General features: G+C 51.1%; 15 protein-coding genes. 2 read left to right on the plus strand and 13 right to left on the minus strand.

The genetic code is table 11. From position 1 onward, the window contains the following. Positions 1-124 precede the first annotated feature (124 nt). Complete coding sequence (locus RIC29_00385) at positions 125-2,821, plus strand: bifunctional acetate--CoA ligase family protein/GNAT family N-acetyltransferase (protein ID MEQ8733352.1); 2,697 nt, start codon at positions 125-127, stop codon at positions 2,819-2,821. A 193-nt stretch (positions 2,822-3,014) separates the two neighbouring features. Here the strand turns inward: RIC29_00385 and RIC29_00390 are convergent, their stop codons facing one another. From RIC29_00390 to RIC29_00405, 4 genes are all read right to left on the minus strand, one after another. Next, positions 3,015-3,749: a hypothetical protein gene (locus RIC29_00390; protein MEQ8733353.1), complete on the minus strand. Its 735-nt coding sequence runs from the start codon at positions 3,747-3,749 to the stop codon at positions 3,015-3,017. Between the two features lie 118 nt (positions 3,750-3,867). Continuing rightward, positions 3,868-5,472, minus strand: coding sequence for an MBL fold metallo-hydrolase (locus RIC29_00395; protein MEQ8733354.1), 1,605 nt, complete (start codon positions 5,470-5,472; stop codon positions 3,868-3,870). Then, positions 5,463-6,356, minus strand: coding sequence for a ribose-phosphate diphosphokinase (locus RIC29_00400; protein ID MEQ8733355.1), 894 nt, complete (start codon positions 6,354-6,356; stop codon positions 5,463-5,465). Before RIC29_00400 ends, RIC29_00395 begins: the two co-directional genes overlap by 10 nt. Further along, complete coding sequence (locus RIC29_00405; GenBank protein MEQ8733356.1) at positions 6,349-7,839, minus strand: thymidine phosphorylase family protein; 1,491 nt, start codon at positions 7,837-7,839, stop codon at positions 6,349-6,351. The genes RIC29_00400 and RIC29_00405 overlap by 8 nt, the downstream gene beginning before the upstream one ends. 105 nt (positions 7,840-7,944) lie before the next feature. Between RIC29_00405 and RIC29_00410 the strand changes: the two genes are divergently transcribed. Then, positions 7,945-9,039 (plus strand): ATP-dependent 6-phosphofructokinase, encoded by a 1,095-nt coding sequence (locus RIC29_00410; protein MEQ8733357.1) that lies wholly within the window; start codon positions 7,945-7,947, stop codon positions 9,037-9,039. A gap of 85 nt (positions 9,040-9,124) precedes the next feature. Here the strand turns inward: RIC29_00410 and ccoS are convergent, their stop codons facing one another. The 9 genes from ccoS to RIC29_00455 all read right to left on the minus strand — a co-directional run bounded on the left by ccoS (position 9,125) and on the right by RIC29_00455 (position 20,524). Next, a complete protein-coding gene (gene ccoS, locus RIC29_00415; GenBank protein MEQ8733358.1) occupies positions 9,125-9,328 on the minus strand; it encodes a cbb3-type cytochrome oxidase assembly protein CcoS in 204 nt (67 codons plus the stop codon). Next, complete coding sequence (locus RIC29_00420; protein MEQ8733359.1) at positions 9,328-11,544, minus strand: heavy metal translocating P-type ATPase; 2,217 nt, start codon at positions 11,542-11,544, stop codon at positions 9,328-9,330. The genes ccoS and RIC29_00420 overlap by 1 nt, the downstream gene beginning before the upstream one ends. Positions 11,545-11,621: 77 nt before the next feature. After that, positions 11,622-12,134 carry a FixH family protein gene (locus tag RIC29_00425; protein ID MEQ8733360.1) on the minus strand — a complete coding sequence of 171 codons (513 nt, stop codon included), beginning with the start codon at positions 12,132-12,134 and terminating at the stop codon, positions 11,622-11,624. Next, positions 12,131-13,603 (minus strand): cytochrome c oxidase accessory protein CcoG, encoded by a 1,473-nt coding sequence (gene ccoG / locus RIC29_00430; GenBank protein ID MEQ8733361.1) that lies wholly within the window; start codon positions 13,601-13,603, stop codon positions 12,131-12,133. Before ccoG ends, RIC29_00425 begins: the two co-directional genes overlap by 4 nt. Before the next feature lie 3 nt (positions 13,604-13,606). Further along, complete coding sequence (ccoP, locus tag RIC29_00435) at positions 13,607-14,479, minus strand: cytochrome-c oxidase, cbb3-type subunit III (protein ID MEQ8733362.1); 873 nt, start codon at positions 14,477-14,479, stop codon at positions 13,607-13,609. Further along, entirely contained in the window at positions 14,469-14,633 is a 165-nt protein-coding gene (locus RIC29_00440; protein MEQ8733363.1) for a cbb3-type cytochrome c oxidase subunit 3, read from the minus strand. The genes ccoP and RIC29_00440 overlap by 11 nt, the downstream gene beginning before the upstream one ends. A 10-nt stretch (positions 14,634-14,643) precedes the next feature. Continuing rightward, positions 14,644-15,366: a cytochrome-c oxidase, cbb3-type subunit II gene (gene ccoO, locus RIC29_00445; GenBank protein MEQ8733364.1), complete on the minus strand. Its 723-nt coding sequence runs from the start codon at positions 15,364-15,366 to the stop codon at positions 14,644-14,646. A gap of 12 nt (positions 15,367-15,378) precedes the next feature. Beyond that, complete coding sequence (ccoN, locus tag RIC29_00450) at positions 15,379-16,875, minus strand: cytochrome-c oxidase, cbb3-type subunit I (protein ID MEQ8733365.1); 1,497 nt, start codon at positions 16,873-16,875, stop codon at positions 15,379-15,381. A 1,045-nt stretch (positions 16,876-17,920) separates the two neighbouring features. Continuing rightward, positions 17,921-20,524 carry a TonB-dependent receptor gene (locus tag RIC29_00455; protein ID MEQ8733366.1) on the minus strand — a complete coding sequence of 868 codons (2,604 nt, stop codon included), beginning with the start codon at positions 20,522-20,524 and terminating at the stop codon, positions 17,921-17,923. Positions 20,525-20,548: the final 24 nt, after the last annotated feature.

Genomic DNA, 20,548 nt, shown 5'->3' on the forward strand with positions numbered 1-20,548 from the left:
GACAGTGCAGACTCAGGCGTCGCGTATACTCAGTCTCTCGGGAATCTCTAATCCCTGAAGTAATCACCTTCTAAAATTTTTGGTGATTGAACATTGAAGCCAATGAGTTTAACCACGAACCACTATGACAATTAGAAATTTTAACGCCCTTTTTCGTTCACAATCTATTGCCGTGATTGGCGCATCAAATAGGCCGCGCAGCGTCGGCCAGGTTGTGATGAGAAACTTGTTAGCTGGTGGTTTTTCTGGACCGATTATGCCGGTTAATCCGCGCCACAAATCGGTGGCTGGAGTGTTTGCCTATCCAGATGTGGAGCATCTCCCGACTACCCCTGACTTGGCCGTCATTTGTACTCCGCCGCAAGCCGTTCCAGACGTCATCAAGGCCCTTGCTAACCGTGGAACCAAAGCAGCGATCATTCTGACAGCCGGCTTGTCCGCACAACAAGACGGTACCGACACGTCGCTTATACAAGCCACGCTCGAGGCAGCACAGCCGCATCTCATGCGTATATTAGGTCCAAACTGCGTGGGATTGATTATTCCTGAGTTAGGGCTAAATGCCAGTTTTGCTCAGGGCTCCATCGCATCGGGAAAGATTGCATTTGTTTCTCAGTCTGGAGCGTTAGCAACAAGCATTCTTGATTGGTCGAGAACAAAGAGAATAGGATTCTCTCATTTTATCTCTTTGGGTGAGGCTACCGACATCGACTTTGGAGACACCCTCGACTATCTTGCTAGTGACCCTAAGACTGACGCAATTCTGCTTTATATAGAAGCCATTACCGCGTCTCGTAAATTTATGTCTGCCGCACGGGCCGCGGCACGTAACAAGCCGGTAGTCGTGGTCAAAGCCGGACGCGCGCCGGAAGGGGCCCGTGCCGCAGCCTCGCATACTGGAGCTCTCGCCGCAGCAGATGACGTCTTCGATGCCGCGATACGCCGGGCGGGTATGCTCCGAGTTTACACGATTCATGAGCTATTTGATGCGGTTGAAACATTGGCGCGCGCTAAACCGCCGAGCGGCAACCGACTGGCTATTCTTACAAATGGCGGCGGACCTGGCGTGATGGCTGCAGACGCTCTGTCGCTAAGTGGCGGAACCCTAGCGTCGTTATCAAAAGACACACTTGCTGCCCTAGATTGTGTGTTGCCGAGCAACTGGTCCCAAGGCAATCCTATAGATATCATTGGAGACGCACCGCCAGAGCGCTATGTCGCGGCACTGGAGATTCTGCTGCGAGACCAGGACATAGATGCCATTCTGTTCATCCATGCGCCCACCGCAATTGTGCCGAGCAGAGAGATTGCACAGGCCATCGGGAGGCTCCTAAAGGAAACGGAGAAAACCGCACTTGGGTGCTGGCTCGGCGGCGACGGTCTGGATGAAGCAGAAAGCCTCTTTGCCAACGCTGGTATAGCGACCTACGAAACCCCGGAAATGGCAGTTGCCGCTTTTTTGCAGCTCATCAACTATCAGCACAACCAACGTCAACTGATGGAGACACCGTCGCTTGGCACTCAGCATAAATCAAGCAATGCATCTGAGGTGCGTGAGATTATTACGAAAGCACTTGAGACAGGCCGGGAAATGCTGACAGAGCCTGAAGCAAAACAGGTTCTGGCCGCCTATGGCATTCCCGTCGTCGAAACATGCTTGGCAGACACACCTGAATCTGCAGCCGAAAAAGCAATAGAAATCGGGTTCCCGGTCGCACTGAAAATCTTATCGCCGGACATTTCACATAAGTCAGACGTTGGCGGCGTTGTTCTAGATTTAGCAAATGAAGAACAAGTACTAGACGCTGCTATCAATATGAACAAACGCGTCCGCAAAGTACACCCGACCGCAAAAATTGAAGGATTCACCGTTCAGAAAATGGCGCAACAGTCAAACGCCCATGAAGTCCTTGTCGGAGCATATACCGACCCCGTCTTCGGACCTGTCGTCATGTTCGGTCAAGGTGGAACAGCCGTCGAGGTTGTCAAAGATCGCGCGGTAGCCCTGCCTCCTCTCAATTCAGTGTTGGCACGCGAGCTCATCAGCCAGACACGAATTTCACGACTTCTAAAGGGCTACCGGAATGTGCCACCAACGAACCTTGACGCGTTATCCGAATGCCTCGTGCAAATCTCGCAACTTATTGCTGATATTCCTGAGATCATGGAATTGGATATTAATCCGCTATTCGCCAATGCGGAAGGAATTCTCGCGCTTGATGCCCGGATCAAAGTGAGCCGATCAGTCTCATCTGACTCGCAGCGCTTCGCCATTCGCCCTTACCCGCAAGAGCTTGAAGAATGGATCGCTTGGGACAGTCAACGTATTTTACTGCGACCGATCAGACCAGAGGATGAGCCTAGTCATTCCGTATTTTTTAAGAAACTCTCTCCCGAGGACATCTCATTCCGGTTCTTTGGCGCGATCCGTGAAATGCCTCATTCACAATTGGCGCGCTTCACACAAATTGATTACGACAGGGAGATGGCTTTTGTTGCAGTGCGGAAGACAGATTCGGATATTTCGGAAACACTCGGTGTGGCAAGGGCTGTGACTGATCCGAATAACGAAACTGCAGAGTTTGCAATTGTCGTGCGGTCCGACCTATCGGGCCGAGGGCTTGGAAAAATACTTCTTGAAAAACTCATCGGATATCTGAAATCTCGCGGCACCATTACCGCTGTCGGTGAAACCTACATCGGAAACACCCGCATGCTTGCTTTGGCTCGTCAGCTTGGCTTCCAGGATCAGAAAATAGCTGACAAAGACATCGTAAGGTTACAGCTCGACTTGCAGAATGCGAAGATTAGCAACTCATAGGGCCAATCGGTCCTCACCGCAGCCTAAATTTAATTCCCGGTTAAAGCCGCTTCAAAGCCCAACATGAGACGTGCACCATTATAGCGCAATTCAGATCATAATTTATTATTGCCTGCTAGAATTTAATCAGGCCCGTGACTTCCCTCACAAACGTCAATCGCCTGGCAGCGGAGTGGTAACAGCAAGCACATGTCTAGTGCCCCCCGCCAGTGACCACTTGAGGCTTCCCAAATACTACGTCTTTATCATGTTGAACATTGACTGCGTTCAACGCCGCAGCAAGGTCTTCGTAAAACTGGCCGCGCACCTCATATAGACCCTCAACATGCAACGTCACCTCATGTTCTCCAAAAGTCTTAACGTTGGTTCTCGCGGATGGCAGCGTATGCACACGCACGTCATGAGCCCCTTGTTCGCGAAGGATTGAGTCCGCCGTTTCATGCTGTTTTTCGTCGCGTATTGAGACCCACAGGAGAAGCCCTCCACGGTCTAGCTGATCGGACAGGTATGCGGCGTGACGATCAGATAAAAACATTGCGAGCATCGTACCAATAAGACTGCCAAATCCGCCAGCTGCAGCGGCGGCGGCAACTGTTGCGGCCAGCGTTCCTCCGCTTGCAACAACAAAGCCAGTCGCAGTGATTGCACCGATGTAGAGCAAACCACTGATAACAGCGCCTTCCGCCTCCCCCATAGCTTGTCGCGACACGTAGGCTGCGCGAGGAGCATCAGGATTATCGGCCAAGCCTTCAAGACGTTGATATCTATGCGCCATTTTTTCGTCAACGGCCGTGCTATCAGCCAGCAGGCTGATCTGCGCTCGGTCAAACCCATGGAGCATCAACTGACTGATCGCGTTCTCCAAATCCTCTACGCGATCAAATATACCTACAATTTCTGTGACCCGCTCTCGTTGAGGCTCTGCCATGGCTAGCTCCCTGCTACATAAACTGCTTTGCCGTTTGTAATAATCACTACGCAGTAGCAAATCCTTGATCGTGATCAAGCTACGCTTGTTAAAATTCCTAGGATGACCTTTCCCCTGCTTATTTTTTCGCTGGCTTATGTACTGCTTTGATCTGAGAACTTAGGTTTTCAAGAATTTTGCGGCGTTCTTTATCATTTTGCGCCTTCTCTAAAGTATGGCGGAGTGTGAGAACCGTATCTGCATAAAGATTATGCCAGTCGGCCACTGTATCTGCAGGTTCTATGAGTGGGGGGCGCTTGGCGAGTGTCTTGGCTCCTTTGTTTTTGCTAAGTCGAACCGTTTCGCCGATGACAGGCATTCTGAGCGGAAAGTCTTCTCCGTAGGTGGCACGGACTGTACTCGCAAAGCCAAGACGAGCTTCTTCTTCCCCATGCACTAGAAAGAGATCATTGTGAATGGGCAACCTGTCTCCAAGCCACGTCAAAAGGTTGTCTCGGTCTGCGTGACCAGAATAATCGTCAATCAGTTCAATGCGGGCGCGGATCGCGATTTCATCACCATGTATACGCACCATCTTACGGCCCTCAAGCAGTAGGTGCCCCATGGTACCTGGCGCTTGATAGCCCACCAACAGAACGGTGACGTCTCTGCGATGTAAATTATTCTTGAGATGGTGGCGGATACGACCTGCATCTGCCATACCGCTGCCCGCCATAATGATGGCACCGCCGGTCAGGCGGGCGAGGCTCTTACTTTCTTCTACATCGCGGACAAACTTAACGTTTGCTCTGCGAAAAGGATGAGTGCCCGAAGCACCTGCTAAGCCCTCGAGATGCTGATCAAACACTTCCGTGGCACGGGTTGCTAGGGGTGAGTCCACATATAAAGGTACAGTCGGCAATGCCCCCGAATCAAATAAGGCATCCAGATCGACAAGTAATTCTTGAGTCCTTTCAACAGCGAAACAAGGGATGAGGACGAGACCTCCCTTTTCTAATCCATCCCCGATGATCTTACCTAACCGGCCACGCCGCTCTTCTGCCGATACGTCATCTCTCACGCGGTCGCCATAAGTTGTCTCCATGACGACAACATCAATATCTTTTGGAGCGTCCGGATCATCATGGAGGACCTTACCTCCTGGTCCAATGTCTCCAGAAAACAGCAGCGACAAAGGTGAGGCTTCGCCAGGCAGATCAACCGACAGCTCGATACTGGCCGACCCTAATATATGCCCCGCGTCCCAATAGCGAGCACGCATCCCATCCGCAACCTCAAACCAAACACCATAATCTGTGGGCACCAGTTGACTGAGCGTCGCCTCGGCATCCTTGCGGGTATAGATCGGGTGAACCTCAGCTTTACCGCGTCTTCTATTACGCCAATTGAGGCGTTCCACTTCCATCTCTTGAATGTGCCCGCTATCAGGCAACACATAACTGAGCAGGTCGCAGGTGGCTGCAGTCGCGTGGATATTTTTCCGATACCCCGAACGCACCAACTTAGGTGATAGGCCACAGTGATCAATATGCGCGTGCGTTAGAAGTACGGCATCAATCGTTTTGGGATCAAATTGCAGTGGACCATAATTAAGCGCTCTCACCGTCTTTGTGCCTTGAAAGAGACCGCAGTCGATCAGGATCGTTGCAGCTGCCGTCGAAAGACGAAAGCACGACCCGGTAACGATACCGCAAGCACCATGAAAGGTAAGAGTTACAGACATTTTAAAACAGCCTTTGCTAATAAGGGAGCGAGGGCAATACCATTGGTCTGGTGAGAAATGCCGTCGCACGAAACAATTGCATCCACTCCAGCTGCCCGCATGACAGCTGCGTCTTCCCCACTAAACAAAGCATGGGTGGTATAGGCCACAACCGACGATGCCCCCTTTTCTAAAGCGGCCTGGGCGCAAGCGATTATTGTCGTTCCTGAACTGATAACATCGTCAAAAATGATCGCACGCTTGCCCGTTAGCCTCGGAGACTCTGGGAGTGCCAGATCAACGGTTCTGTCTCCATGGCGGATCTTACGGCCAACCATCCAAGGGCATCCAGCGGCTTGTGCAGCGATGCGGATCAAGGGTGCTGATTCTTCATCCGGGCCGATCATTACCACATGGGCAACATCGTAAGATTTATCCACCGCCGCACCAACAGTGCTTGCAGCAGAACTAGCAACGGCCTGGATTCCTGGGAAGACGTCGCTAATATTAGGGGTCCGGTGCAAATGAGGGTCGACTGTAACAACGGCGTCCACCTGTGCTGCAATCATGCTGCCAATAACGCTTTGGCTCACGGCCTCACCGGGATGAAACGCAATATCTTGGCGCATATAGGGGAGATAGGGTGTTACGAGAACAACCTTGTTAGCACCCTGATCCCGGGCGGCGCTCACAGCCAAAAAAAGATCCACGAGCTTTCCATTTGGACGGTGCAAGGATCGATAGAGGATGATGGTTGAGGGGCAAACCTCCACGCGCACTAAGGACTCACCATCAGGAAACATATGATGGCTGATCTCCGACACCGTCGTGTCTAAGGCTACCGCAAGTCTGCTTGCTGCGGGCAGGTCTTCAGAAAAACATATTATGATCGGACCATCAGACATGATGCAAGGCGTATCCGTTATCGTCTTCAGCCATAGCTTTAGCGTGAGCAAAATCCGTCTCAAGCGCAGAGTAAACAGTGTATAGCCCTTCACCCCTCTCCACTTGATCCCCGACCCTTTTATGCAAATCAAGGCCGGCACCCTTAAAACCTGGCGCGCCTGCTAATCGCGCGATCCGCGCAATACGAAAACAGTCAATTGATTCAATCTTCCCGCTTGCTGTAGCTGTCACCGCATGATGCAAGTTACCCAACGCATATTTGGCAGGTGGCGGCCCTTGGTAAGCGATAATGCGTTCCATGGCCGCTAATGCCTCACCCGAATCAAGTAAACTACGCGCCTGCTCAAACCCCTCTCCACCCCGTAGTTCCGGGTCAAATTCAAGAATGTGGCCTGCAAGCAGAACTGCGCGTTCGCGTAAATCTGTTGGTGCTCCATCCTCGCATCGCAGGACAGCCATAACGTCTCTTGCCTCCAAGAAGGGTCCTATCCCTCGACCAATAGGCTGTGAACCGTCAGTGATGACGACATCCAGATGTAACCCCGCCTTTTTAGCGACGTACTCAAAGAGCTTCCGTAAACGAATGGCCTCGCCACGCGATCGAATTTTTGCAGTTGGGCCGACTGGCATGTCGATAAGAAGGTGCGTGGATCCAGCCGCAATTTTCTTAGACAAGATAGATGCAACCATCTGCTCTGGCGTATCAATGGCTAAGGGGCGCTCAACTGAAATGAGAATGTCATCCGCTGGGGAAAGGTTGACGTGCCCGCCCCATGCGAGGCAACCGTAAACCTCACCAACCATCTCTATGAGACGGTCAATCCCGACATCCACGTTTGCAAGAACCTCCATTGTATCAGCAGTGCCCGCCGGAGACGTAATCGCGCGCGATGATGTCTTCGGAATGGGCAAGCCATAGGCCGCAACGATTGGCACCACAATCATGGACGTACGGTTGCCCGGGATACCGCCAATACAGTGCTTATCCACAATTATGTCTTGCTGCCAATCCATACGGCTGCCGATGCCTGCCATAGCCAACGTAAGGTCCAGCACCTCCTGAGTTGTCATGAATGAGGCACAGGCCATAAGAAATGCTGTGATTTCCATGCGCGAATAACGGTGGCCAGCAATATCGTGAATGATGGCATCCAGCTCTTCTCTACAAAGAGTCCGCCCATAAACCTTGGATCGAACATGATCCATGCTGGCAGGAGGCGTGGTCGGCACAAGATCAACAGCCGTTCCTTCTTCAAGACCAAGCTCAACGAATGTGTTTGTGGAAAGGCCGATTTCATCACCGCGCAAAAGATGATCACCGTGAACAAGGTTCACCGCCGCCATAACTTTGCGCTCCGACGTGCCAACGTAAGCTTTGTTCATGCCTCTAAAGGCTTCAGGCTGATAACTCTGGCACTGGTCAGACAAGAAAACGACGTTCTCACCGAACGTTTCTATCGGGACGCGTTTTACTTTCAGCATACTGGGCCGTGACCTTCCTAAATCTGACGTGTATTGTATCCCAATATCCGTCTGTATGCACTTTGATGGGAATCAAATACATATGGCTGCAAAAGACATTTTGTTGTGGCTCTAAAACGCAGAATCGGCGTTTTAACCAGTGGCGGCGACTGCCCTGGGCTGAACGCTGTCATTCGTGGCGTCACACAACACGCCACAGAAAACTATGACTGTGCGGTTGTGGGAATTCATGATGGACATCACGGACTGCTCACTTCTCCGCCCCAAACCGAAACATTGTCGCCCGCCTTGTTTTCAGGTGAGCTCCTAAGAGCCGGAGGAACCATACTCGGGTCGACGACCAGTGGCGACCCGTTTGCGTACCCGATGCCCGACGGAAGCACCCGTGACCGTTCAACAGAAATCGTTGATGCGATAGCAGCGCTTAAACTAGATGGTCTTGTCGTGATCGGTGGTGATGGCAGCATGCGAATCTTTAATCGCCTGCTAACCTCGGCTGGCGTGCCATGGGTGGGTGTGCCCAAAACGATCGACAATGATGTGCCTGGAACGGATTTTGCGGTTGGCTTTTTTACAGCGGTTGATGTGGTCGGTGGCGCGCTCGATCGGCTTCAATCCACAGCTGCAAGTCACCGGCGCATCATGGTGCTAGAGACGATGGGGCGAGAGTCCGGTTTCCTTGCTCTTTTTGGTGGCGTTGCCGGAGGGGCAGATGCCATCCTGATTCCCGAGATGAAGTACGACATTGCAGATCTTGCCGAACATGTGTGTCGCATCCGGTCTGAACAGAGAGCCCATGTCCTGATCGCTATTGCAGAAGGTGTGCCCGACCCAAGGGGAGAGATCGTGACCCTGCCCTATTTTGGGTCTAACCAAGCTTTTGGGGGCGTAGGGACCGTGCTTGCTGATGAACTTGGCAAACTCATAGACGTTTCAACGCGCTGCACGGTACTTGGACATTTACAACGTGGCGGCTCTCCGTCGATGTTCGATCGCCTTCTGGGATCAGCACTCAGTGTGCGGGCCGTTGACGCCCTCATGAGTGCCACATCACCGCGCCTCGCAGCCTGGCGGGCTGGTCAAGTGACAGATATACCCATGTCAGAGACAATAACTGGACCACGCAAAGTCGACGCTGGCAGTGAAATGCTCTCAGTCGCAAAAGGGTTGGGTGTTTATATGGGTTCGCCGCGCCTCTGAGCGAATGGCGTAAGATAGCTGCTTAAATCATACCGCGCCTGATTGCCTCACTATAAGGAAGCGAACTTCCACTGACAACGTCACGCTAGGAGTCAGAGTTATCAGACTCGCGAGATTTTTCAGTGACAATACGATCTGGCTGAGGCGGAAGATCGTCCTCGAATAAGATACGATATGCCGCACCGTCTAGGTCTGAGTATTGCCCCGACTTAAGCGTCCACAAGAACGCTGCCAATCCTAGCCCCCCAAGTAAAAGCGCCGCCGGAATTAGGTAAACCAACGCATTCATTATATTTCTTTCCGGGAAAAACCACGCAGAGCGTTTGCTGTCACCACAAGAGACGAGCCAGACATAGCTACAGCAGCAATGAGAGGTGTGACCAAGCCTGCAACCGCAAGCGGTAAAGCAATCACATTATAGACGAGAGCCAAGGAAAAATTCTCCCGCACGCGGCGATTTGCAATTCTCGCCGCACTAATAATTTCTAGTACCGTTGAAAGCTTACCACCAAAGTAAACTATATCTGCAGCATTCTGGCTAATATCAGTAGCTGTTGACGGAGAAAGTGAGACATCTGCGGCCGCTAGCGCTGGAGCGTCATTGAGGCCATCACCGACCATAGCGACCTTATGGCCTTGCGCCTGCAGATCACGCACGAACCTGATCTTATCTTCTGGAGACTGACCAGCATACCAATCGTCAATGCCAACAGTCTCCGCTGCGCTCCGGACTGCCTCTGAGCGGTCACCAGAAAGGAGAATAACACCGTAACCTTGGGACTTTGCCCATTCGACGACTACATCAGCGTCTTTGCGAATATGGTCTTGGAAATAGAATGGAACTTTTTCACCCTTTGGTTTTCGTAACCATAATTCAGACACCGCAACCGCCTCATCCGACGGTGCAACAGTCTGAGGTACACCGCACCAAAGGCGGCTACCTAGGCGAACTTCTCCGCCGGCGGTCTGCATGACGAGCCCCAGCCCCGGTGACTCTTGCACATTTTTAGCCGGAGAAACGACTCCAGCATATTCCGTCAATGCTCTCGCAAGCGGATGGCGGCTGGTCGCCGCAAGGGAGGCTGCCAACGCGAGATCAGGGCTATCAATGTCATGAGTCTTCATAATTTTTGGAGCACCCATAGTGAGGGTTCCCGTTTTATCGAAGACCAGGGTGTCCACTGAACTTAGGCGTTCGAGCGCATCTCCGCTCTTTAGCAATGCGCCTGCTTTGAGCAAACGCCCAGACGCGACGATTTGGACCGCTGGAACCGCGAGACCGAGGGCGCACGGACATGTAATAATCAAGACAGCGATTGCTTTCATAACCGCTCCGTCCCAAGGACCACCGGAGATCCACCACCCAAGAAAAGTTAATGTGGCCGCAATGTGTACAGCGGGGGCATAATAATCCGTAAGCCTGTCTGCCAAACGCACGTACTTGGAGCGGTTCTGTTCTGCACTTTCCATCAAATCAACTACATGACTTAGAAAAGTATCTGTATGTGATTTTTCTACTCGGATTTCGAGCAGCCCTGTGAGCACCAGACTACCAGCGAATATCACATCTCCAGGCTGCGCTGCCTCAGCCGCACTTTCTCCCGTTAGAATGCTCTTGTCTATATCTGAATGACCAAACTTGATGATGCCATCGGCTGGTATGCGATCGCCGGGCAGAACTCTGACAACCATTCCCGGTTGAAGCGCATCGGAGGCAACGGCTTTGGTGCTGCCATCAGGGTCAATAACCGTCGCACTCAGCGATTGAAGTGCAACAAGGTTTTCAGCTGCTGTGCTGGCTCTGCTGCGGCACCGGTAATCCAGGAAACGCCCTACCAGAAGAAAGAACAACAGCATCAGAGCTGCATCAAAATAAGCATGGGGGCCACTGATCGACGTTTGCCAAACGCTAACAACAACGGCAAGCAACACAGCTAAAGAAATTGGGACATCCATATTCAATCGGCGCCCGACTAAAGCCTGATAGGCGGATACAAAAAATGGTTGGCCCGCGTAGGCAACAGCCGGCAAAGCGATTAGGGCGGATATCCAATGAAACAAATCCCGTGTTGCGGCATCCATATCAGACGCTGCGCCAGCCCATACGGATACGGACAACAACATAACATTAGCCCAGGCAAAACCAGCAACACCCATGGCTTTGAGCAGCGTCTTCCCCTGACTGTCTGACAACTGCTCAACAACTTCGGCCTTAAAGGGCATCACTCGGTAGCCCAGATCACCGAGCAGCGTTACCAAGTCCAGAGCGGTTACCCCAGAGTCCTTCCATGAAATAGTGAGGCGCTTGGTTGACAGGCTTAAGCGCGCTTTAACTCCGCCTGGCCGCCCGTTCAGCGCCCGCTCGATATGCTGTATACAGCCTGGGCATGTCATATTTTCCACGAGAAGGTGAAGCACAAACGGATAATCCGGTGAGCTAATAACAAAAGCAGCAGGATCAGCATTAGGATAATCAAGAGGCGTTAACTCAGGGGCTTCAAACATATCTGCGGGCAATGAGGCAGATGCCGGACAACACCCTGAAGAAGAGGGTATAACCGCAGCGTTAGCACCCAGTGGGCTCATCGGATTACGGTACGGTAAGTCAGAACATACGGACGCGCGAACTGATTGATTTGAGACGCGTTGTATTCAGCGATCAGCCTTACCGTCCATTGCCCTGCCAGAGGCACACTGGTCGCTGCAGTGTAGACCCCAGGCCCGGTCTGTTGAAGAAAAACAGAAAAGTCGTATCCTTGATGCACAGGACGAACAAATTCCGCGCGGACGTTCAAGTGGGTCAGAGCAATGTTGCTTGAGTCCAGATACTCTGCACGGATATTCGCGACTAATCCACCAGGTCGGTCAAGGTTCGTAGATACGGACCAACCCATGGCCTGCTGCTCATCCACGGCCTTTAAAGTCTCATTAAATGCAAGACCATCGACATAAGCCTCGTCTTCAGAAACGCCGTTGAAGGTCGAGAGCGCGAGGATAGCCATTGTTGCGTTCACGCCGATTACTACGGCAAAGAAAGCGGTTATCCACCAAAAAACATGACGCCCTGTGACCAGTATCTGAGATCCTGTTCTCACTGCCGGCCCCCACTAAATACAGATTCTTTCGTCGCTGTAATTTCACCTTTGATATCAGAGACTTTAAATACGATAGGCGTTTGACCGCTCGGACGGTGTTCTGCAGGCAGAGTTACAAACACTTTGATGGCTCGCAGATCATCACCGGGAACATTAACCATCACCTCTCCCTGCCCCGATATGGGTAAACTTACAGCTGACAACGTCGTCCCCGGCAAGCCCTCTATTGAGATAAAATACTGTTTCTCTTCGCGAAGCTTGTTAAGAATTTTTACCTCATACCCATTACGCACGCCGCCATCTGACAAAGCGACATAGGTGGGGTTGCGGTCCTTGAGGACATTTAAACCGACCAGAGGCCGAGTAATTAGACCATACAGCATTATAGAGCCGACAACGGCGAGGATGATTGAATAGGCAACTGTACGCAGTCTTACGGGCCGGAAGGGCATGGTCTTACCTTCCTGGCGATATTGAATTGCTAGATCATTATCATAACCGATTAAGCCCAAAGGGCGGTCGACTTTGGCCATAACGTCATCACAAGCGTCGATGCATAAAGCACACTGTATACACTCGAGTTGTAAACCGTCCCGAATGTCGATCCCCATCGGACAGGCTGCAACACATTGTTTGCAATCGATGCAGTCCCCTCGTCCGTCCCACGACGCGCCCTTTTTATGAGCGGCACGAGGTTCACCACGATCAAACCGATATGTAACAGCTAGGGACTCATCGTCAATCATCGCAGACTGAATACGGGGCCAAGGGCACATATAGATGCACACTTGCTCCCGCATGAGTCCGCCAAGTGAGTATGTGGTGAAAGCAAAAATACCAATGAAGACATAAGCCGTGAACGGGGCTTCAAGATTGAACAATTGTTGAGCCAAAACAGGCGCATCTGCAAAGTAGAAAATCCACGCACCACCCGTGGCGATCGCAATGATGAGCCAAATAATGTGCTTGAAAATCTTCTTACTAGCTTTTGAAAGGCTCCAAGGTTGCTTATCAAGCCGAATGCGTTCGTTACGATTGCCCTCAACAGCACGTTCGACCCAGACAAAAAGGTCGGTCCAAACGGTTTGAGGGCAAGTGTAGCCACACCAAACACGTCCGGCCAAAGCCGTAACTAAAAACAGTCCAATTGCAGCAAGGATCAGCAATCCAGTGATGTAGTACACTTCTTGTGGCCAAAGCTCGATAAAGAAGAAATAGAAACGCGAATTGGCAAAATCGACAAGAACGGCTTGGTTCGGTGCACCTTCACCACGATCCCACCTCACCCAAGGTAAGATGTAGTAAATCCCCAGGGTTATGGCCATCACGGCCCACTTTATCCACCGAAACGTTCCGTTCACCCGTTTAGGATAAATCGGTTCGCGCTTTTTGAAAAAAGAGCGTTTGTCTTTGCGGTTTACTGCTTCAACATCGAGAATGTCGATGGGGTGCCCATAAGACTTGTCCACGTATTATTCACCACCACCAAGGGCATGCACATATACCGCCAAAGCCTTTATCGTAGAAGGATCTAGCCGTTCACCCCACTGCGGCATTGTACTATTGCGCGCATTCGCAATCGTCGATTGGATACTCTCGCGATCACTACCATAAAGCCAAATCTGGTCGACCAAACTCGGCGCACCTTGCTCGCGATCACCAGTACCGTCAGCAGCATGGCAGGACTCACAGTGTGTAACGTAGAGCCCTTGACCACGAGCAGCAGCAGCCTCTGAACTGGGTTCTTGATCGCTAATTAATAAAACGTAATCTGTTAAGTCTGACAGCTCCTTTCTATCGACCGTACCCACCTGCAAGAAAGCTGGCATTTCGCTGTAACGGCTATCGAAATTTTCATTCCGGATACCATGAGTGATTGTATATTCAATATCGGACAACGCCCCACCCCAGAGCCATTCATCGTCGTTGAGGTTTGGATAGCCAACAGCACCCTGCGCACCAGAACCATGACAAGGTGCACAATTATCGCCAAAAGCAGCTTCGCCACTTGCCAGCGCGAACGTAAATAGATCTGGTGTCGCCTCAATTTCTTCAAGAGACGCTTGCAACAACTTCGCCTTGATTGGCTCACGGCTTTTCTTGATAGCTTCAACCTCTGCCATCACATTGGATCTCTGTGACCAGCCAAGCATGCCTTGCGTATAGGATGACACCATTGGCCAAGCTGGCATGGCAATCCAATACCCAACAGACCAGATGATCGATGCATACAGGATATAGAGCCACCAACGGGGGAGCGGATTGTTTAACTCCTTGATGCCATCCCATTCATGCCCCGTTGTTTCGACGCCTGAGAAAGAATCGACTTCGCGATTATTCGCCATGGCTGTGATCCTCTTCTAATGGCATCCTTGATGCGCGATCAAACTTGTCCTTGTTGCGCGGCCAAAGTGCGTAGCCACAGACCGCAACAAATAAAATTAAGAGGTAGACTAACCCCCAAGACTGGGCGAAAGCAGAGGCCGTTTGATGTGTCATACATGGCCTCCTAACGTTTAAACGCTTCAGCGTCGTATTGAGAGAAATCGACCAACGTGCCCAACATCTGCATGTAGGCGATGAGGGCATCAAGCTCGGTAAGTTCTGCCACTTTGCCATCGAAGTTGCGGACGATAGCGTCGGGATAACGCGCTAGAAACGCATCATAATCAGCATCCGGATCCGCCTGCACTTTGGCGTCATCAACCGCATTTGCAAGCATGTCGTCTGTATATGGCACGCCGACCGTTCGCTGCGCTTGAACGTGATCCTCAAGGTTGCCCACTGTTAGGCGCGTTGTCGCCAAAAATGGATATCCGGGCATTATCGACTCTGGAACAACGCTTTGTGGAGATTTAAAATGATCCTGATGCCATTCATCCGAATACTTGCCACCCACGCGAGCTAAGTCAGGGCCGTTGCGCTTCGACCCCCACTGGAAGGGATGGTCGTACATACTTTCAGCTGCCAAGGAATAGTGGCCGTAGCGTTCAACCTCATCCCTTAGTGCGCGGATCATTTGGCTGTGACAAGTGTAGCAGCCCTCACGAATGTATATATTGCGGCCTGCAAGCTCCAGCGGAGTATACGGTCGCATTCCCTCAACCTTCTCGATAGTGCTCTTGAGATAGAATAATGGTGCGACCTCAACTAGGCCGCCAATAGAAACAACAATTAGAATGCCGATCAACAAAACGATCGAATTCTTTTCAAAGCGTTCGTGGTTCAACATAGCGCGCCCTCCTCAAACCGCTGCCGCTTGGGGAGTGCCCCCCAGCGATGAGACGCTCGTCTCGTTACGAACATCACCACGGGCCGTCCGCCAGAGGTTGTAGGCCATGATCATGGCCCCGAAAGCAAACAAACCTCCCCCAAGCGCCCGGATCAAATAGAAGGGATGCATAGCTTCCACGGTCTCAACAAAGCTGTATTCAAGAAATCCAAGACTATCGTAGGAGCGCCACATGAGGCCTTGAAGAATACCCGATACCCACATTGAGGTGATGTAGAGCACGATACCGATGGTCGAAATCCAGAAGTGTAGATTCACCAGCTTGAGGGAGTAGAGTTCTTTGCGCTTCCATAGCCACGGCGTCAGGCAATACAGGGCACCAAAGCTGATGTAACCGACCCACCCCAGCGCGCCAGAATGAGTATGGCCGACTGTCCAGTCTGTATAGTGACTCAGCGAGTTAACGGCCTTGATGCTCATCACTGGCCCTTCGAACGTGCTCATGCCATAGAATGCGATCGCAACAACCATCATTCGTACAACTGGGTCTGTGCGAAGCTTGTCCCACGCGCCAGATAAGGTCATGAGTCCGTTGATCATGCCGCCCCAAGACGGCATCCACAACATGATGGAGAAAGTCATCCCCAACGTTTGCGCCCATTCCGGCAGAGCTGTGTAATGCAGGTGATGCGGTCCAGCCCAAATGTATAAGAAAATCAAGGACCAAAAGTGAATAATAGATAGCCTATAAGAGTACACAGGCCGCTCAACACGCTTAGGTACAAAGTAGTACATGATCCCTAAGAAACCTGCAGTCAGAAAAAATCCGACAGCATTGTGGCCATACCACCATTGGGTCAAAGCATCCTGAACCCCTGAGAAAACGGAATAACTTTTGGCCCCGGCCAAAGATGCAGGAACAGCCATGTTATTCACCACATGGAGCATTGCCACTGTGACAATAAAGGCGAGATAAAACCAGTTGGCGACATAGATGTGAGGCTCTTTACGCTTAGCCAATGTTGCCAGGAAAACAATAAGGTAAGTCACCCATACGATCGTAAGCCAAAGGTCTGCATACCACTCGGGCTCTGCGTACTCCTTCGATTGAGTAATGCCCAAAACATATCCAGTAGCTGCGATCACAATAAATAGTTGATAGCCCCAGAATACAAACCAGGGCGCAAGGTCTCCCGCCAAACGTGCACGACAAGTACGCTGAACCACATAAAAAGATGTCGTGATCAATACGTTGCCACCAAAGGCAAAAATAACTCCAGATGTATGGACCGGTCTGAGGCGACCAAAGCTTGTCCAGGGCAAATCAAAGTTGAGAGCCGGAAAAGCAAGTTGTAAGGCAATGACCAGACCAACCACAAACCCAACTACACCCCAAAACGTGGAAGCAATCACACCCGCCTTGATCACATCATCGCTATAAGAAGTAAGGTCTGGCGGGCTCCAACGTGAGGGGTTGTCACGCCCGATAATGCGATGACCTAAAGCCATGATAAAAAGGAAAAACGCAATCGCATATATGGCCGCATGAACTACCACCGGGTCTGAACCAGCTCCTCCGATCCAGAAAAGACAGCCAAAGATGGCTACGATAAGAGCGCAAATGAGCCCCGTATCTTTGCTATTAAGCGTATCTATACGCGCTGTTAATTGGGTCATTTTTAGGCGCTCCGACGTCCCCGAAACTGAAACTCCAGTTACCGATATAGGAGTGCAGACGGCACCTCCTTGACAAAAATCAACAAGGCTTGGTCTTCTGTTTGAAAATGAGGTCTATGCGGACCGCCACAGGCTGATGCCATGTGGCGTTATGCCATTCTTATTTGCAGAAAATTGAGCTCCATAGCCCATGCAGTGTCCAGCGAGTCAGGCCAGAATTCTTCGAAAATTCCAGTAATAATTGAAGATTTCTCTGTAAATTCTCTATTTTAATAGCAAAATTATATGAGAATGTTCTCCCATGGCTGCTGACACAGTCAGCCAAGATTGCCAGAAAGAAAAACGTCGTAAATCGGATCATCCCAATCCGATTACAAGTGATCAAAGGCTATTTCAAACGAATGAGATTTTCGCAAGGGACAGCTTACACCAGAACGCAGTCTGCTAAGTATTGACCTGCATGGAGAACTCGCCGGCATCCTAAGCATCTGTTCTGGAGTGCAAAAAACCGCCAATCAACCGATTAGCGGCTTAGAGCGAGTAAAGATGGTTGCGGGAGGGCGCAGCCACCTTTACAGAACAATTTTCACGATCCGCTATAATTAAATGATTCCAAAAAGTCTAAGCTGCTTCAGCTTCGTTCCTTTAAAAAGAAAACACTCTCTTAGGCAATTACTCCGACCTGTTTCATTGATGCTAATGCCAGACAAACTAGTCTGAATATGGCCATTAGTTCGAACTAGGTCTTATAAACCAGACGCATATCATTCTACGCGCCGATAATACTGACATTTGTGGTGCAATAACCGAAAGAAATGGGCCCGAAGCCTTACGGCTCCAGGCCCACTGAACACCGATCTTTATTCTTGGGAGAGAACTAGAAATTGATCGATGTTCTGATACCAAATTGGCGCTTTTGTTGTGGGTTGATGGCAATGCCTTGGAAACCATTGAAATTGAAGTTCCCGGCGTCATAGCCAAAGTCAATTGTCCGAGTCACACCGAGGTAGGTATCGGTGTCAAACAAGTTGCGTACATAGAATTCTACTCGGAAATCCTCCTTCGACACACCGGCTCTAACATGAGTCAGGAAGTAATCCGGGCCCTCAATAATGTTTTCAAGGTCAGCCCAGTATTCGCCCGAGTAGATAAAGTCCCCACGGATGAACCAGTCCCAAACATCATTCAGTTGGTCGGTATAAGTGGTGCTCAGGTTACCCTGCCACTCCGGATACCGAGTCGCCTCCAGACCGTTCATATTTGTCAGTCCGGTTTGTTGAACGGCTGATCTGTTATTGAAGTCAGTCCATTTATTCTGCTGCCAGCTAACATTCAACTGAGCATTCCAATTTTCGGTGATGGCAAAACCGGTTTCAACTTCAAGACCGTAAAGCTCTTGGCTGCCAGATACCGAAACGCCGAGACTGTTTGAGAAGGAATTGGGAATGCGGTCGCGCAAGGCTGGATCCTCAGCGTCCCTAACATAGGTAACACTCAGGAAACTGGGTACATTTTTCCATTCGTAATAGTAGGCCGCTGCATTGAAGCGCAACCGACTATCCAACAGGGACTGTTTCCAGCCAATTTCATAGGAGTTGAGCTTCTGGGCTGGCGTTGATCCTGCAGCTTCTCCTCCCGGCAACTGGGCTGCGAGCTGAGCACATTCGGAGGCCGTCGACTGCTGTCCGGTTAGGGGATTGGTGTAGGGCTGCAAAAAGGTTTCGTTGCTACAGATGGCAACCAAGCCGTTCGTCGCACCCGGCAGAACACCCTGTGAGAACTGAGCATAAACATTGGTGTCATCGGTCGGCTGATAGCTCAAAATCACACGTGGCGTGATTTCTTTGTAGGTATCAACAAAGGAAAAGCCGGATTGCTGAACCGTGCGCTCGTCTTCCGAATAGCGCGCTTCAACGTCCAGAGTAATTTCTTCGGTAATATCGTAGGAGACAGACCCGTAGACAGCCCAGACCTTAGCTTCGTTACCGCCTGTCGGGGGCAACGTAAATACACCCGGGCCACTTGTGGCACAGGCCCCAGATTGCAACGAAGCAGTACAGTTCCCTACAAGAAGCCCACCGGCCCCACTCTGCAGGAAGGTTTGATCGTAATAGGTCAAGCCGCCGAGCCAGCGGAGTTTATTTTCCTGTGGTGAGCTGAGTCTGATCTCGGCGCTGTAATCCTCGCCGTATTTAGGATCCACTGAGTACCAGCCCGATGCATCGCGGCGGTCGTAATCACGTAAGAAGTTCACGCCGGTTTCGTTCCAGCCACCCAAAACCGTGAGGTTATAGCCATCCCAAAAATCTACCCCACCGTTGAACGAGACACGTTTCTGATACCGCTCCATGCCGAAGCCATCAAGCGTTGGCACGTTGGGAACAAAAGTTACGTCAAGAAGCGCCGTTTGTATCAGGTCAGGTTGCGGCCCGATGAGAAGTTGAAACGGGCTGGCGACAAAGCCGACACGACCGGGTTGGGCCAAGGCCGCAGGAAAGATGCTTGTCTCGCTGGAAAAAGTCGGTCCGTTCGGATCACCAATTCCAGGAACTTCGCCGCAGAAGTAAGGCTGCAAGCCGTTTTGTCCAGGCGTAATTGTCAGAGGGCTTCCATCCGGCGCCAGGCGGTCATAAGACTTACCCGCACAAGAATTTGCATTGATGAAATCATCCGTGCCGATGAAAGCCGCAACGGCTGGACCATCATCATCTTTCTGGTAATTCGCACGTAATTTGAAAAACGAGTTTTCTGTGGGTTCGCCGTACAGCACGGCGCTCACACTGCGAGTAGATTCATCACCGAGGTCGCCCCCGTCGGTCGCCGTCCATTCTGCGCCACGATGGTAGGCGCGCGCATTCAGTGAGTACCCCAGCTTGCCTTCTATGATGGGACCGTTGAAAGACGCATGGACATCAAAATTGTTATAAGTGCCAGCAGTGGCGTTTATCTGGTTTTCATACTCTTCAAGACTTGGGTTTTTAGTGATGTAGTTAATAGCACCCGCAAAGGTATTGCGCCCAAAGAAGGCCGACTGTGGGCCTTTAATGACTTCGACACGCTCCAAATCACCCAACCCGATGACATTGGAATTCCCAAGCATAAAGATGCCATCAACGAAGAGCGAAGTCGGCGCCAGATGATCGCCCGTCCCCCCTGCTCCGGTTACACCGCGCAGACGAATTAGGGAATCAATACGTCCTGGAGTCGAACCCGCCATGCGTGTTTCAAACACCAACCCAGCGGTTTGCTGAGCCAAGTCGCCGAAATCCTGAAAACCGCTGGCCACAATATCATCGGCGGTGTACGCCGTAATGGTGAGTGGAATTTCCTGCAGACTTTCTGATCTTTGCCGCGCTGTTACGACAATTTCTTCAACAGCAAGCTGTTGGGCAACCGCTGGTGAAACGACCGATTGGCCGCCAAGCATGCTGGTCGCCGCTACCGTGCCAAGAAGCAAAGTTCTGATAGATGTAAAGCGCATATGTAAATCCTCCCCAGAATTTAG

This window comes from Rhodospirillaceae bacterium, assembly GCA_040219235.1.
GTDB lineage: Bacteria > Pseudomonadota > Alphaproteobacteria > Rhodospirillales > Rhodospirillaceae > WLXB01.

Excerpts from the sequence above, each read along its gene's own strand:
- RIC29_00385 (MEQ8733352.1), top strand. The coding sequence starts at position 125 with ATGACAATTAGAAATTTTAACGCCCTTTTTCGTTCACAATCTATTGCC.
- RIC29_00390 (MEQ8733353.1), bottom strand. The coding sequence starts at position 3,749 with ATGGCAGAGCCTCAACGAGAGCGGGTCACAGAAATTGTAGGTATATTT.
- RIC29_00395 (MEQ8733354.1), bottom strand. The coding sequence starts at position 5,472 with ATGTCTGTAACTCTTACCTTTCATGGTGCTTGCGGTATCGTTACCGGG.
- RIC29_00400 (MEQ8733355.1), bottom strand. The coding sequence starts at position 6,356 with ATGTCTGATGGTCCGATCATAATATGTTTTTCTGAAGACCTGCCCGCA.
- RIC29_00405 (MEQ8733356.1), bottom strand. The coding sequence starts at position 7,839 with ATGCTGAAAGTAAAACGCGTCCCGATAGAAACGTTCGGTGAGAACGTC.
- ccoS (MEQ8733358.1), bottom strand. The coding sequence starts at position 9,328 with ATGAATGCGTTGGTTTACCTAATTCCGGCGGCGCTTTTACTTGGGGGG.
- RIC29_00420 (MEQ8733359.1), bottom strand. The coding sequence starts at position 11,544 with ATGTTTGAAGCCCCTGAGTTAACGCCTCTTGATTATCCTAATGCTGAT.
- ccoP (MEQ8733362.1), bottom strand. The coding sequence starts at position 14,479 with ATGGCGAATAATCGCGAAGTCGATTCTTTCTCAGGCGTCGAAACAACG.
- RIC29_00440 (MEQ8733363.1), bottom strand. The coding sequence starts at position 14,633 with ATGACACATCAAACGGCCTCTGCTTTCGCCCAGTCTTGGGGGTTAGTC.
- ccoO (MEQ8733364.1), bottom strand. The coding sequence starts at position 15,366 with ATGTTGAACCACGAACGCTTTGAAAAGAATTCGATCGTTTTGTTGATC.
- ccoN (MEQ8733365.1), bottom strand. The coding sequence starts at position 16,875 with ATGGCTTTAGGTCATCGCATTATCGGGCGTGACAACCCCTCACGTTGG.
- RIC29_00455 (MEQ8733366.1), bottom strand. The coding sequence starts at position 20,524 with ATGCGCTTTACATCTATCAGAACTTTGCTTCTTGGCACGGTAGCGGCG.